Origin of the sequence: Pseudomonas sp. PS1(2021), assembly GCF_020405165.1 — a bacterium.
GTDB lineage: Bacteria > Pseudomonadota > Gammaproteobacteria > Pseudomonadales > Pseudomonadaceae > Pseudomonas > Pseudomonas aeruginosa.
The window spans coordinates 989701-1004415 of sequence record NZ_CP084484.1 but is presented as its reverse complement, the minus strand read 5'-3'; the positions used below and the strand labels follow the sequence as shown (position 1 = coordinate 1004415).

Genomic DNA, 14715 nt, shown 5'->3' with positions numbered 1-14715 from the left:
TCCCCCTGCGGGGGAGGCCTCGGCCATTTTCTGGAGGTCTCCATCATGTCCACCATCGCTTTCGATGTACCCCGTTCCGCGCTGGATGAATCCGCATGGCGAGCTGTTTGCAAGACAGCCGCCGAGCACGCCCAGCGTGGTTGCGGCCTGTCCTGGGATCATTGGGTCACGCTTTTCAGTTCGGAGATCGACGCGCAAGCTAGTCGGTTGCCGGAAAGCCAGCGAGCTCAGGCCCTGGAAATCGCAGCCCACGAATGGGACTACGCAACACCCGCCGAGCGGCAGGAAGCCCAGGACTGGAATGCGGAGCATGGCTATTGCTCGCATGGGATCGAGTTCGGCTACTGCCCGGCCGGTTGTGATCGCGACGATGACGACTGGGACTAAGGGCAAAGCATAGGTTCCTTCGCCGCACCTGCGGCTTTTCATCACCCGCCGGGAGGCCCTCCCCGTGGGGAGGCCTCCGGCTCTACTTTTCCAGGAGGCCTCTCATGGGCTGGTATTTCTCACCCCAATCGCGGTCTGAACTGATCGCGGAACTGATCGCACCGCAAGAGACCGAGCGCGCCAGCGTCAAGGTCATCGCCCACGCGCTGCGCGGCAACGTCCTCTGGTCTGTCGCGGAAGTGACGGCCAAGGTCGAAGGCGTACATCGTGATCTCGCGCCGGGCCAATCCCTGCGCTACATCCGCTGCGATCTGCTTGAACGCAGCGGCGGCCAGTGGGGTTACAAGCCGCTGGACGAGTCCATGCACCCGTACTACTACTCGTGCCCGCTGTCCTATCTGGACCTTGCACCGGAGCAGTCTGCCGAATGGCGTGCAGGCGTTCGCGCCTACCACGCTCGGCGACGCACACCCACGGCTGTCACGGCACCCGCCGCAACGCTGATGGTCTGAGCCAGGAGGAACCGACATGGACCTGATCCTCGCTGCGCTCTCCCCCTCGCTGCTGGCGCTCGTTGAAGGGAGTTTGTCCAACGACGAAGTGTCCTCCGACGAGGAGATGCTGGCGTACTTCATCGACAACGGCCTCACCGAGAAACAGGCGCGGCAGGCACTGACCTACCGCGACCAGTACCTCAACAACATCTACCTGGACGGCTTCACGCCGATCACCGCGGTGGACGAGGTGCTTCACTTCAACCCGCACACCCGGCAGTTCGAGCCGGACTGAGCGGTTTTCTTCCACCCCCAGGGGCAGCACTTGCCCCAGCGGGCGGTGCTGTTCCCGTTCATCCGAGGACACCACCATGCCCGCACACACTTCTTCCACCACGCTGTACCGCATCGACGAATGCCCGGATGTGATGGCCGACGCCTGCGTCGGCGACGACCAGGGCAACCTGATCTTCCTGTCGATCTGGGCGCGGGACACCGCCGTCCAGCAGTTCCTCGCTCGCCTGACCCTTGGGCGCGACGAGCAGGGACTGGACCAGTTTCACGTCATCACCGACCAGGGCGGCAGCGTCCCGGTGTTCATCGGCAACGTCGATCGCCTGGAAAAGCGCATCACGCGCGCCTACCGGCGAACGCTGTTCGGTTCGCTGTCCAACGTGTGGCTGTTCGACCGGCGCTGCGTCAAGCCCGACAAGGCCAACGCCAGCGCGCTGGCATTGCTGCCACGCGACAGCGCCCACAGGCTTGACCGCCTGTGGACGCTGGTGCGGGACACGTGCCCGTTGCCGCTGCTCGACCACTGGCGCGAGACCGTGCTGGAACTGCTGCAAAGCCGCGAGATGCTGGGCCGCCTTCCGTTCGCCCTCGGGCCGCTGGAAGGCCATCGGCTCGCCATCGACGTGCCGACGCTGACCCTGGCGCTGGGCTCCCTGATCCGCAGTGACGTGCTCACCGCCTATCCATACCCGGCCAAGATCTGGACGCCGGAAGTGGTAGCGGCCTGACCCACCCTCGGAGGCACGCCTTGGTGTGCTTCCGTCTTTCATCCCCGCCAACCAGGAGACTTCCATGGCCCTCATGTTCCCGCGGCTTGCCCGCAATTTCGTGAAGAACGGGTATTTCCCGACTGATGAACCCACGCTCGAAAGAGCCCTCAACGCACTGATGCCCAGCGACGGGCCGATGTGCATCCTCGATCCCTGCGCCGGCGAAGGCGTAGCGATCGCCGAAGCCGCCCACGCCCTCGGGCGCGAGCAGGCCAAGGCGTTCGCCGTTGAGTTCGACGCGGAGCGGGCACGCCATGCCCGCGGCCTGGTCGATCACTGCCTGCACGCGGACCTGATGGACACGATGGTCTCCAAGCAGTCGTTCGGACTGCTCTGGCTCAACCCGCCGTATGGCGACCTGTCCAAGGACGTCAACGGCAACATCGGCTATCAGGGCCAGGGTCGTGCCCGCCTCGAAAAACTGTTCTACCAGCGCAGTTTGTCGTTGCTGCAATACGGCGGCGTGCTGGTCTTCATCGTCCCCGGCTACGTGCTCGACGCGGAGCTGGTCGGCTGGCTGACGCGCCACTACACCGACCTGCGCATCTACCGAGCGGTGGAGACGCAGTTCAAGCAAGTTGTGATCTTCGGCCGGCGGGTGCGCCAGCGCGAGCAGGCCTCGGATGGCGTCAAGGCCGTGCGCAATCTGCTGCTGCAGGTTGGGCAAGGCGAGATCGAAGCTGACGAACTGCCGAGCGAATGGCCGTTCCTGCCGTACATCGTCCCCGCCAGTCCGGCCGAGCCGGAGCATTTCTTCCGCGTGACGATGGAGCCCGAGCAGTTCGCCGACGAGGTTGGCAGGCTGCAAGGCCTCTGGCCGTCGCAGGACACGCACCTGGGGGCCGCGCAGCAGTCGCTGCGTCCACCGGCGCGGGCCTTGTCCCACTGGCATCTCGCCCTGGCTCTGGCCGCAGGCGCGATCTCGGGGGTTGTGCGCTCCAAGACGGGGCGCGTGCTCGTCGTCAAAGGTGACACCCACAAGGACAAGACGCTCCAGCGGGAATTCACCGAACGCGAAGACGGCTCCATCGCCGAGACCCGCATCCTCACCGACAAGTTCGTACCTGTCATCCGCGCGTGGGACATGACGCCTGGCTCCCCGACACGGGGCGACGTCTTGACCATTCGTTAATCCACCGGACGCGCTGCTGTCCTGCTGTACCACATCGAAGGAGAAACACCATGTTCCCAAATCCGTTCAAGCGGCCCGCGCCGCAGAAGCAACCGTTGTTCGCACCGGGCTCGCTGAAGTTGAGCGAGAAGGTGCATTGGTTGGCCCGCAAAGGCCTGATCGACCCCTTGACCTATGTCCAGCGCCATGTGCGCGGTGACTGGGGCGAGATCGACAAGGCCACCCGCAAGGCCAACGACGTCGCACTCCAACAGGACAACCTGATGATCTCCTACTACCGGATCACGCCGGAGCTGGTTCTGATCGTCAAGACCAGCGAAGACCACCAGACCACGGTTGTCCAGCTTCCCGAAGAGCGCGACATGATCTGAAGTCACCCATCGTCATCCCAGTCACCTGACGGAGCCACTTCACTCCGCCAGGGGTGTCGTGGCTCAATGAATCCATCAAGGAGGAATCCATGGCATCCCGACACATCGAAACCTACTGCCAGGACCTGCTGTTTCCGGTAGGTGCACTCATCCTCAGCGAAGGTATCGACCGCCTGGTCCGCGCCGGTCGTCTTGACCCGATTCCGTACTTCCGTCGCCATGTCCGTGGCGACTGGGGGGACGTCAGCGACGGGCAATGGCAAGCCAACGGCATCGCACTTCAATCGGGTGCTTTGCTGGAATCGCACTACGTGATTCATCGTGCGCTGCGCATTCGCATCGTCACCGATGCGAAACGCCATCTCACATCCATCGTGCTGCCGTCCGAAGACTAAGCACATTTCACCAGCAGGCCGCCAGCGCCTGCGTTTTCCATCCACCGTCGGCCGTGTGCCGATTGATCTTCCCACCCTGGGGCAGGCCATTGCCCCTTTGGGGGTGGTGCATGCCCCATTTTCTTTGGAGCATCACCATGTCCCTCGATCTCGAAAACACTACCGCCGAAGCCACGCCCGTACAGGGCGAACTGCTCGACGCGGAATCCAACCCTCTGACCCTGAGCCTTCAGGATTTTGTCGGCGAGTTCGGCGACGAACTGCTCGACGCCCTCAACAGCGCCAATCCGCCGGTCTATACCGGCCAGCCGCAGGCGCATCGTCAACTCGTCGTCGCCAGCCTCAAACGCAAGCTATTCCAAGCCCAAGCCGAAGTCGTCCATGCCGCCGCCGAGCTGCTGATCGACCGTGGCGAACACGCCGCGATCGTCAACGGCGAGATGGGTTGCGGCAAAACGACCGTTGGTATCGCCACAGCCGCCGTGCTCAACGCCGAAGGCTATCGCCGTACCCTGGTTCTTTCTCCACCGCACCTGGTCTACAAGTGGCGGCGCGAGATCCAGGAGACGGTGGCAGGCGCCAAGGTCTGGGTGCTCAACGGCCCGGACACGCTGGTCAAGCTCATCAAGCTGCGCGAGCAGTTGGGTGTGCAGCCCACGGGCCAGGAGTTCTTTGTCCTGGGGCGCGTCAGGATGCGGATGGGATTCCACTGGAAGCCTGTCTTCACCACGCGGCGCACCCGCCATGGCGACGTGGCAGCGTGCCCTGACTGCGGCACGGTCATCACCGACCTCGACGGCGAGCCGGTCAACCCGGTCGCGCTCGAAGCCGAGGAGTACCGCAGGAAGTGCAGCCATTGCGCCGCGCCCCTGTGGACATTGATCCGCCCGCGCAGCCTGTCCGGCAGCGACCAGTCCTCGGCCGTGCTGAAAGCGTTGAAGCGCATCCCGACGATCGGGGAAGTCACCGCGCAGAAGCTGATGCAGAAGTTCGGCGACGGGTTCCTGGCGTCGATGCTGGGCGACAACATCCATGAGTTCATCAACCTCATGGACGGCAACGGCGAGCTGGTGTTTTCCGACCGTCAAGCCACGCGCATGGAACGTGCGATGGCCAACATGGAGTTCGGTTTTGGCGAGGGCGGCTATCAACCGTCCGAGTTCATCAAGCGCGTGCGACGTGAAGTCGTCTGAGTAATTGTTCCAACGGGGGCAATCCCGGCGAGGAACCTGGTGTTCCGTCATCAGTAGCCTACCGGCACATGCAGGACTGATAACGGTCTTGTGTGAAGCTGCCGGGACAATGTAGCTGGGCCTTCGGGCCGCGCCAACGCCGTGAGGCAAGGCGTTATCTGCGAGCATCAATGCGGGTACGGCGCTAGGCTGGGTGGTATGACCAACGAAAGTGAACTGCTGTTAAACACCGTTATGAATGACAAGCCAAAGATGCTGACAGGCTTGAACCAAAAGGTATGCGGTCGGTTGCCCTTTATCCGTTTTGGGGGCACACGGACATCATGACCGCCGGTGGAAAGGCAGGGTCTAACCCATCTCGTTACTCAGGTAAAACACGGTAAGCCCGTATCGCTGCCCCTCGGGGCAGGCAGACCGTAAGGAATGCTGTTGGTGGTGCGGGTAAAGGAATGTGGAGAAAGCGAATGCCGCCCTGTAATGGGGCGGATAGGGGTTGAGCCGCAAGGCAACATCATCCCACGCGAAAGCGGGCAGACTTCCACTTGGTCTTTCTCTACGAGAGAGTTTGTCTAACCTTCTTCAAGAGGGAATTGCAGATGACTACGCAAGAAATTGCTTGCGCGGGTGCGCCCTCACACGAATCGGTCAACTGGCACAGCATCGACTGGGCCAGGTGTCACCGTGAAGTGCGAAGGCTCCAAGCGCGTATCGTAAAGGCGACTCGGGAAGGGAAACACGGCAAGGTGAAAGCCTTGCAATGGATTCTGACCCACTCGTTCAGCGGCAAAGCATTGGCCGTCAGACGAGTCACCGAGAACCAAGGCAAGAAGACGCCGGGCGTGGATGGCATCACGTGGTCCACCCCGGAAGCCAAGTCTCAAGCCATGTTGTCAATCAAGCGGCGCGGGTATCGTCCCCAACCGCTGAAGCGTGTCTATATTCCCAAAACCAATGGGAAGATGCGGCCGCTGGGTATCCCGACCATGAAAGACAGGGCGATGCAGGCGCTATACCTGCTGGCTCTCGAACCCGTGGCCGAGACCACAGCGGACGGACGCTCGTTTGGGTTCCGACCCGAAAGGTCTACGGCGGACGCCATCGAACAGTGCTTCACGACGCTGTCCAAGAAGGTGGCTCCGCAATGGATTCTCGAAGGCGACATCAAAGGCTGCTTCGACAACATCAGCCATGACTGGCTTATGGGTCATGTACCGACGGATCGCGAGATTCTGAGGAAGTGGCTCAAGGCTGGATACATGGAAGATCGGCAACTTTTTCCAACCGAAGCCGGTACCCCGCAAGGGGCATCATCTCGCCAACCCTGGCGAATCTCGTCCTCGACGGACTGGAAGCCAAACTGGATGCCGCGTTCGGAAGAAAGCGGTACGCCAACGGTGTACAGACCCGTTTGATGGTCAACTATGTGCGGTATGCGGACGACTTCATTGTGACGGGACGCTCGAAAGAGCTACTGGAGCAGGAGGTCATGCCGATCATCAAGGACTTCATGCAGGAACGGGGGCTCACGCTCTCACCCGAGAAGACCAAGATCACGCACATCGACGACGGCTTCGACTTCCTCGGACAAAACGTGCGCAAGTACAACGGCAAGCTGTTGATCAAGCCGTCGAAAGCGAACGTGGCGACCTTCTTGGAGAAAGTGCGCTCGGCGGTCAAAGGCAACAAGGCGCTGGATCAGCCTCGGCTGATTCGGATGCTCAACCCAATGATCCGCGGCTGGGCGAATTATCACCAGCACGTCGTATCCAAAGCGACGTTCGCGCGTGTCGATCACGAGATTTGGCGTGTGTTGTGGCAGTGGGCCGTTCGTCGGCATCCGCAGAAGAGCAGCGTCTGGATCAAACAGCGCTACTTCCATTCCGTCGGCACCCGTAACTGGGTGTTTGCGGCGGCGACAGGCGAAAGGTTCCCTGACGGGAATCCGATCCTGACGTCACTGCGGAAAGCAACGGATACGCCCATTCGGCGACACCGGCCAATCAAGTTGGAGGCCAACCCTTCGACCCGATGTGGGAAACGTACTTTGAGGAGCGTATGAGCCTCAAGATGCAGAACTCGCTGAGGGGCAGGAAGAAGCTCATCAACCTCTGGTTGGATCAGGATCGTCGTTGTCCAATCTGCGGCGAATTGATCACGCAGGAGTCGGGGTGGCATGTCCATCACATCATCCGGCGGGTCGATGGCGGAAAGGACGGGAGTACCAACCTCGTGATGGTGCATCCGAACTGTCATAACCAGATCCACGTCAATGGTCTCAAGGTGGTGAAGCCGGCTCGCGAAAGCGGGCTTTGAAAGGCTTGAGCCGTATGAGGGGAAACTCTCACGTACGGTTCTTAGGGGGGGATGGGCCAGCAATGGCTTGTCCCTACCCGACTACCTGCCGCAAGGCACGTTCGACCTGCTCATCGCCGACGAGGCCCACGAGTACAAGAACGGCGGCAGCGCCCAGGGCCAGGCCATGGGCGTGCTGGCGGCGAAGGCTCGCAAGACCTTACTGCTGACCGGCACGTTGATGGGCGGCTACGGCGACGATCTGTTCCACCTGCTGTTCCGAGCCCTTCCCGGGCGGATGATCGAAGACGGCTATCGCCCGACCACGAGCGGCAGCATGACCTCGGCCGCGATGGCGTTCATGCGCGATCACGGTGTCCTGAAGGACATTTATTCCGAGAGCACCGGGACGGCGCACAAGACCGCGAAAGGCACGAAAGTCAGTGTCAGAACGGTCAAAGCTCCGGGCTTCGGCCCCAAGGGCGTGCTGCGCTGCATCCTGCCGTTCACGATCTTCCTCAAACTCAGAGACATCGGCGGCAACGTCCTGCCACCGTATGACGAGGAGTTCCGTGAAGTCGCGATGGACACGGCGCAAGCCGCGGCCTACCGCGATCTGGCGGGTCGGCTGACCGCGGAGCTGAAACAGGCTCTGGCGCGACGCGATACAACCTTGCTGGGTGTGGTCCTCAACGTGCTGCTGGCCTGGCCGGACTGCTGCTTCCGGTCGGAGACCGTGGTGCATCCGCGCACACGCAATACCTTGGCGTTCGTCCCGGCTCAGTTCAACGAGTTCGAGATCAGCCCCAAGGAGCGTGAGCTGATCGACATCTGCAGGGAAGAGAAAGCACAGGGCCGCAAGGTTCTGGCCTACACGGTCTATACCGGCACGCGCGACACGACTAGCCGGTTGAAGGTATTGCTGGAGCAGGAAGGCTTCAAAGTGGCGGTACTGCGCGCAAGCGTGGATGCCAGCCGCCGCGAGGACTGGATCGCCGAGCAGTTGGACCGTGGCATCGACGTGCTCATCACCAATCCCGAGCTTGTCAAGACGGGATTGGACCTGTTGGAGTTTCCGACGATCGTGTTCATGCAGTCGGGCTACAACGTGTATTCGCTCCAGCAGGCGGCACGCCGCTCTTGGCGTATCGGGCAGAAGCTGTCCGTGCGCGTGATCTACCTGGGCTACGCCGGCTCCTCGCAGATGACCTGCCTGGAGCTGATGGCCAAGAAGATCATGGTCTCGCAGTCCACTTCGGGCGATGTACCCGAATCGGGGCTCGATGTCCTGAACCAGGATGGTGATTCCGTCGAGGTCGCATTGGCCCGGCAATTGGTAACTGCGTGATCTGCTGTCTGCCGGCATCCTTTCGGGGGTGCCGGCATTTTTCTAGGAAATTGCTGCTCGGAGGATTCGATCACCGCCCCGGTCCCAGCGCGGGGAAGGCTAAACTGATCAGACAATACCGAGATTCAAGGAGGCACTATGGCTATGGTGATCGAAGCAGCATATGCAGATGGTACTGGTGCAGCCAACGCACTGCATATGTCTCAGGCGCAGTGGGAAGAGTTGCAACGGGCGTACTGCGTCGGTGATCTGCTGATGCCTTGCTGCAACGCTCCAGCGATTCCCAAGGTTAGTGCTAATGGGTACCCCTTCTTCGCGCATCTAGGAGGTGCGTGCAGTACTTCCGAAGAAAGCCAATGGCACCTGGCGGCCAAGATACTTGTGCGCAGCGTGCTTGAAGATCTTGGATTCCGTGCCTCGGTTGAAATGCCGGGTTCGGGTGATGCAGGTCGCTGGCAGGCTGATGTCTGGGGTGAGCGCAATGGGGTTAGGTTGGCTGTCGAGATCCAAAGATCGTATCAGTCGCTCCGTGACTACCGTAAACGCCAAGAGCGGTACCGCGAGGCGGGCATCAAGTCTCTTTGGTTGCTGCGGCAGGAGCGATATAGCACTCTCACCAAGAGCATGGGAAAGGAGCGTCTGCGCACCGAGTTTGGGGGCAAGTTCCCTTCGGCCGGCCACTTCGGCCCGTGCCTTTCTGACCTGCCGGTCGCGATGCTTGAGCTAGATCCGGCCCCAACGGTCAAGGGTGCCGGATTCTTCAACGCAACCCTTCCAAACATACTTGAAGCAGTGCTTAGTGAGCGCTTTCTTTGCATCAACGGTCTATGGTGTATCGATAACCTAGACTCGATGAATAACGCCGCCAGACTCGCGCGCGAGCGTTTCGCAGCCAATCGCTTGGCTGCAAAGATGTAGCTCGACTGTGGTGTTGCTCGACATGCGCCGACGCAGCACCGACACTCCAGATTCCCGGGTTCACACTCAAATGCCAGCGGCACGCATTCGCGCCTCCAGCTCATCAAGGAATGGCGAGCGCCCAAAGCGCATAGGGCCATAGCGGCCATCAACGAAGCCCGAATACAGCATGTGGACCTCGTCGCGAGCACGTGTGAGTCCCACATAGAAGAGCCGGCGACTTTCGCGCAACTTCTCTGGAGTTTCATTGCGCCACGGCAGATTTCCGAGGTCGAGTCCAACCATGATGACGACGTCGTACTCACAGCCCTTTGCGGAATGCAGTGTCAGCAGATTCAGGTGATCGGGCGAACCGTCCCGACCGCCCAAACTCGTGATGTCTAGCGAAGCCAGTGCACCGCCTTCAGCGAGCGCTGCCGTCATGCGATCCAGTTGCTCCTTCTGATCAGCGAGCGCCAATTCAGCCGCCAGCAGATGATCCACTACACCGTTGCGCAGCGAAGCAACAAATTCTCGCGCAGGTTGCTGGTCAGCACGCAGCTCCCATAGCAAGGCGGTTAGCTCTTGCTCTTCGCGCTTGGCCTGTGAATCGTCCAAGCTCGCCCGATGAAATGCGCGATAGCGGTCGAGTAGTCCACGCAATTGTGGGCGTCCAACACGCCAGCCACCCGCGCACCACGCCGCACAATCTTCTACCCAACTTGTTAGGGCAACCTTGCGGTAAGGTGCTGCGGTATCCACACGGATGTGATCGAGACCACCGGTTGCCACAGCTTCAGCCACGATATCGCCTGCGCGATAGTCTTTGTATAGGATCGCGATATCGCCCAGTGTTCGTCCCGGCTTGGAGGCTAAGGCCGCCGGAATGATCTGCGCGACGGCGTGCGCAGCCTGGTCCGCCATACCACCCGGGCGCAGGACAAATTCGATGGTCGTTTGTCGCGCAGGATCGCTCGCTTGATAGCCTCGGGCTTCTCCAAGCGCCATCTCTGACGCAGTCACGATCCCTGCACCAGAACGGTAATTTAATTGAAGCTGGACAGGCTCAATGTCTCTGCGAGCCGCCAATTCCATGAGCAACGCGCCATCAGCTCCCGTAAATCCATATATCGACTGATCCGCATCCCCGACAGCGAAAAGTCGGACACCCCCGTCGAAGGCAAGGCGTTTGACGATGCGATGCAGTGCCACGCCTAAATCCTGGTACTCATCCACCGCGAGCACGGGGAATTTTGCCTGAACCAGAGGTAGTACCCAGTCGTGCTCGGCGATCAAACGCTGGCCGAAGACAACCATGTCATCGTAGTCAATCAGCCCCTCGTCGCGCAGAGCGGCCTCGTAGGCCTCGGCCCAGGCAGCGAGTTCCTCCTCGCTACGCCAAGCGACGCTATTTCGATTGAGCACGGAACGGCGATGCCGCCCGAGGTCAATAACTTTGTACGGATGGTTCTGGCCGAAAAGCGCATCTCCAGTTTGCTTCAACAACCGATCACTGACTCGTTGAGTGGCTACCGAAAGTGGGAAAGATATGGGCAGGCCGGCCAGGCGTCCATACGGCATCAAGAGATGACGCAGACAGAACCCATGGACCGTACCAATGAAAAGATTAGGTGCCTGCTGAAGTCCCAAGTTTTCAATTCGGCGAGCGAGTTCGCGAGCGCACTCCTGGCTATAAGTGATGCACGCAACGCCACGAGGGGCCTCGACGTCTTCGGCCAGGATGCGGGCGAGCTTTAGGACGAGTGTCTTGGTCTTACCGCTCCCGGGACCAGCGAGTACCACACAATGTCCTTGAGAGTTGTAAGCTGCCAACTGCCCTGGATTTCCAGCCAACTCGGCAGCCTGCGCCAGGTAGGCTGTACCGACGTTACGCGACGGCATCGCGGATATGCTCCAGCGCAGAGCGAATGTAGGCCGGGCAAACGTCCTCAGACACCGACGGCGCAAGTGCCTGTGCAAATCTCCCCTTGCCAATCCGTTCAATCAACTTCAGCAGCCGGTCTTCATCGACCTGATCCGGATCATCCACCCACTCTTGCAATGCGTCCCGGGTGACTTGCCTCAGCGGCAACTCCTGCTCGATTACCGACTTCATCGCCTCGGTCATTCCGGCGGCAAATAGGTCGGATTCCAGCGTGCTCTCGTTGACGAAGTATCCAAACTCTGCGGCGTATTTGAGCACCTCATCTATATCCAGGTCATCGTAACCATATTCGTCATCGACCTCGTTTAAGAGATTAATTAATCGCCTGTGGGCTAGTGGAGGTTTGCCATTGACCGGGTCGCGATCTGTCAAAATTACATGTGGAATATTTAGCCCTTTAGGGCCCAAAAGCTTCACATAAGGAGTGAAGTTCGTCCCCCCGACCGAGCACACAGTGATTCCAAGTATGTCGAAAGGAATCCCGAGGGCGTCGGCGAACGCGGGAATGATGAAGCGCTCGGCGTCCCCTTCAACCAGAATCACTCCCCGGGAAAATAATATTTCTCCGCGAGTGACGTCGATGTAGCGCTGGAGGTCGTCTTCATCCCTCTGTGTGAAAGGTGTGTTCGCGGTCGAAACCGCGACGGTTTTCCCGTCCGTTGCGTTATGACGCAGGAGAACGATGGACCTAATCGGTGTAACGCTTGCGATATGCGGCGAGTGAGTAGTGAGAATTGTCGTCAGTGGAGGGGCTTCGTCCTCATCTTCCGCTCTTGTGCCGAGAAAGTAGCGATAGACAAGACGCTGGACATGCGGATGCAGGTGCGCTTCGGGCTCCTCGACGACGAAGAATGTGTGGTCGCGCTCCCCCTCGGAGACGAGACGGTCGAGTTCGAGGCTCTTCAAGGCCAGGAAGATCAGATTCGCCGTTCCTAGGCTGGCATCGCCGACACCGCGAACACCGTTGTCGATAAGCAGCCGAAGGCTACGCAGCAATGCATCCACTCGTGTAGGTGCAAGTCCGAGCGATACCGGGACAGCATGTTGCCCCCCGGCGATTGCGATCAGCCGTTCGCTGATCCGTTCTGCTGTCGCTACCACTTCCTCGTGTCCAGCCAGCTCTCGCTGTGCTTGGTCGACCTGATTCTGAATCTCCTCACGGGCGTCATCATCCAACGACGCGGCAAGATCCTCAATGAGTGGCCTCAATGGCGAATTGCGCCAGCTCGCAAGGTCCTTCTCAGCGTCACGCAGGGCTACCTGAACATCTATTGGCAACATCCGGCGAAGTGCGCCGCCGATACGCATTTCGGGATCGTTGCCACCGAAGATCACATACTCATAGTCCTTCAACGATTCCGGGGCGCGCCCCAGGCCCGCCTTAGGCTGGAAGCGGTAGGTGAGTCGGGCCACCATGGGTGGGCCAGGATCAATCACGCAATCGTTGAGGTGAGCCATCAGCCGGGGATCGTTTGTGAAGTCCGTTAGATCCACAGAGACCTCAATGGTCGCACCAACCTTGTCTTCGCCAAGTCCGTCCCAGAAATGTTCAAGCCCCAGTTGTCGATCGCGTTCAGACAAGCCCGGATCAAGGATCAACTGCAGGCCGCGAATGAAATTGCTCTTGCCAACCTTGTTCTCTCCCACGATGACGATACTTTCCCCCGTCTCGACATCAACATCCGAGAAATTGGCGAAATTGATCAACCTGACCCGAGAAACCCTCATTTACGCCCCCGTCCACTGGTGTTTTAACAAATAGTAGCAGTCAAGCGGCCGGCCTCCATCCGCCGACCGCGACTGAGCTTTTCCGTTTCGGCGCCCTCAAGGCCGCTTTTGTTCGACTAGACCGCTGCCGGCAAATCGGACGCAGCGTGGTTCGCATTGTTTGCTGCTGCCCCGGGCCTTAGCGGCGATGGTGAGGGCTCGTTGTTTCAGGACGCCGAGCTTATGTGCCCCTCTCCACCTTGGTTTCACCATCCCGAACGCCGCCTGCTGGCAGGAGTCCTCGGCCTGCTCTGGTCGGTGCTGGCTGGCGGCTGCGCTACGACGACTGCGCCGCCCGCACCTGATGCCATCGAGGAAGTGTTGGCCACGCCCGAACCCGAGGCGCCCGAGTACATCCCCGTCGTGCGCTACGGTCGCTACACGCTGGTCGAGCTGGCACCCAGAGCGGCGCAACGCGACCTGCTGTTGCAGACCATCGACGTGTCCATGCCCGAAGATGCCCGCGCCACCGTCGGCGATGGGCTGCGGCATGTGCTCAAGCGCAGCGGTTACAGCCTGTGCCAGACGGCGCACGCGGTAATCGAGCTGTACGCGCTGCCGCTGCCGGCGGCGCACCTGCACCTCGGCCCCATGACCTTGCGCGATGCGCTGCTCACACTGGCTGGCCCGGCCTGGGAACTGCACGCGGATGATCGCGCACGGCAGATTTGCTTCGAACGGCCCGCCGACAGCGCGGTCATCGAACCCGCATCCGAGCCACCCGCCGCCGAGGCGGTGCAGACGTTCCCGCTGGAGCCTTCGGTTTCGGGAGGCCAGCCATGAGCGCCCCACAGTCTGCCCGGCGCCCGGCCGCCGTCGTGATGGTGCAGAGCCTTCTGTGGCTCTGGCTGATCGGCCTCAGCGTCTTCGTAGCCTTGGGCTACCAGACCATGAACGACCAGGCCGACCAGGAACGGCTGGATTCCCGCCTGCAACGCCTGGAAGCCCGGGCGGCGGGCCTGGTCGAGTCGATCGAGGCCATCCAGCAGCGTTCGGCCGTCGCAACGGCGGCAGACCTCAAAGACACCCGCCAAGTCTTGGAAGCACGCGCTGCCCAGGTTGAGAAAACGCTGAGCGGCTATGCCGCTGCCGACGACCTTCAGGCGCTGCGCGCGGAGGTCGAGCAGATCAAGGCGCGCCAGACCGCTGCGCCCGTTCCGCGCGCCGCAGCACCCGCCCAGCCGCGCGCATCGGGCAAGGCCGCCGCCAAGCCCGAACCGCCGCCGCTGCCGTTCCGCGTCGTCGGCGCCGAATTGCGCGCTGGCCAGCGCAGCGTGTCCGTTGCGCCGAGCAGTGCGGACTTCACGCCTGACCAGCTTCAGGTGCTGCTGCCAGGTGATGCGCTCGGCCCGTGGCACTTACAGGCGATTGAGGGCAACACCGCCGTGTTCCAGGCCGGCAACCAGACCCGTCGCGTGGCGATTCCCTGA

At 61.0% G+C, this 14715-nt stretch carries 12 protein-coding genes and 3 pseudogenes; 13 read left to right on the top strand and 2 right to left on the bottom strand.

The features are described from left to right. The first annotated feature begins 45 nt into the window (after window positions 1-45). The 11 genes and pseudogenes from LE197_RS04870 (at window position 46) to LE197_RS04820 (ending at window position 9594) form a co-directional block, all read left to right on the top strand. Window positions 46-387 carry a hypothetical protein gene (locus tag LE197_RS04870; protein ID WP_011871442.1) on the top strand — a complete coding sequence of 114 codons (342 nt, stop codon included), beginning with the start codon at window positions 46-48 and terminating at the stop codon, window positions 385-387. Between the two features lie 104 nt (window positions 388-491). Then, complete coding sequence (locus tag LE197_RS04865) at window positions 492-899, top strand: hypothetical protein (protein WP_009876585.1); 408 nt, start codon at window positions 492-494, stop codon at window positions 897-899. Between the two features lie 16 nt (window positions 900-915). Further along, window positions 916-1176 carry a hypothetical protein gene (locus LE197_RS04860; protein WP_034200825.1) on the top strand — a complete coding sequence of 87 codons (261 nt, stop codon included), beginning with the start codon at window positions 916-918 and terminating at the stop codon, window positions 1174-1176. A 76-nt stretch (window positions 1177-1252) separates the two neighbouring features. Then, the gene (locus tag LE197_RS04855; RefSeq protein ID WP_009876587.1) at window positions 1253-1903 is read left to right on the top strand and encodes a hypothetical protein; all 651 of its coding nucleotides are present in this window, start codon (window positions 1253-1255) and stop codon (window positions 1901-1903) included. Window positions 1904-1967: 64 nt separating this feature from the next. Next, window positions 1968-3077 (top strand): DUF6094 domain-containing protein, encoded by a 1110-nt coding sequence (locus LE197_RS04850; protein WP_011871443.1) that lies wholly within the window; start codon window positions 1968-1970, stop codon window positions 3075-3077. Window positions 3078-3127: 50 nt separating this feature from the next. Next, complete coding sequence (locus tag LE197_RS04845; RefSeq protein ID WP_034200826.1) at window positions 3128-3448, top strand: hypothetical protein; 321 nt, start codon at window positions 3128-3130, stop codon at window positions 3446-3448. A gap of 89 nt (window positions 3449-3537) precedes the next feature. Further along, the gene (locus LE197_RS04840) at window positions 3538-3843 is read left to right on the top strand and encodes a hypothetical protein (protein WP_009876590.1); all 306 of its coding nucleotides are present in this window, start codon (window positions 3538-3540) and stop codon (window positions 3841-3843) included. A 137-nt stretch (window positions 3844-3980) separates the two neighbouring features. Continuing rightward, window positions 3981-5015: pseudogene (locus LE197_RS04835) on the top strand (DEAD/DEAH box helicase); the annotation flags it as partial. Between the two features lie 617 nt (window positions 5016-5632). Then, window positions 5633-7349, top strand: a pseudogene (ltrA, locus tag LE197_RS04830) (group II intron reverse transcriptase/maturase). A gap of 82 nt (window positions 7350-7431) precedes the next feature. Continuing rightward, window positions 7432-8676 (top strand): annotated as a pseudogene (locus LE197_RS04825) (helicase-related protein); the annotation flags it as partial. Window positions 8677-8814: 138 nt separating this feature from the next. Continuing rightward, window positions 8815-9594: a competence protein CoiA gene (locus tag LE197_RS04820; protein WP_017514159.1), complete on the top strand. Its 780-nt coding sequence runs from the start codon at window positions 8815-8817 to the stop codon at window positions 9592-9594. A 66-nt stretch (window positions 9595-9660) separates the two neighbouring features. Here the strand turns inward: LE197_RS04820 and LE197_RS04815 are convergent, their stop codons facing one another. Then, on the bottom strand, window positions 9661-11475 hold the full coding sequence (locus LE197_RS04815; protein ID WP_020924957.1) for an ATP-dependent helicase: 1815 nt from the start codon (window positions 11473-11475) through the stop codon (window positions 9661-9663). Then, window positions 11462-13225, bottom strand: a complete 1764-nt coding sequence (locus tag LE197_RS04810; protein WP_134315833.1) for an ATP-dependent nuclease — start codon at window positions 13223-13225, stop codon at window positions 11462-11464. Before LE197_RS04810 ends, LE197_RS04815 begins: the two co-directional genes overlap by 14 nt. Window positions 13226-13468: 243 nt before the next feature. On the opposite strand from LE197_RS04810, the gene LE197_RS04805 reads away from it, so the two are divergent. Next, window positions 13469-14068, top strand: coding sequence for a PilL N-terminal domain-containing protein (locus LE197_RS04805; RefSeq protein WP_020924956.1), 600 nt, complete (start codon window positions 13469-13471; stop codon window positions 14066-14068). Beyond that, window positions 14065-14715, top strand: a complete 651-nt coding sequence (locus tag LE197_RS04800) for a hypothetical protein (protein WP_009876593.1) — start codon at window positions 14065-14067, stop codon at window positions 14713-14715. Before LE197_RS04805 ends, LE197_RS04800 begins: the two co-directional genes overlap by 4 nt.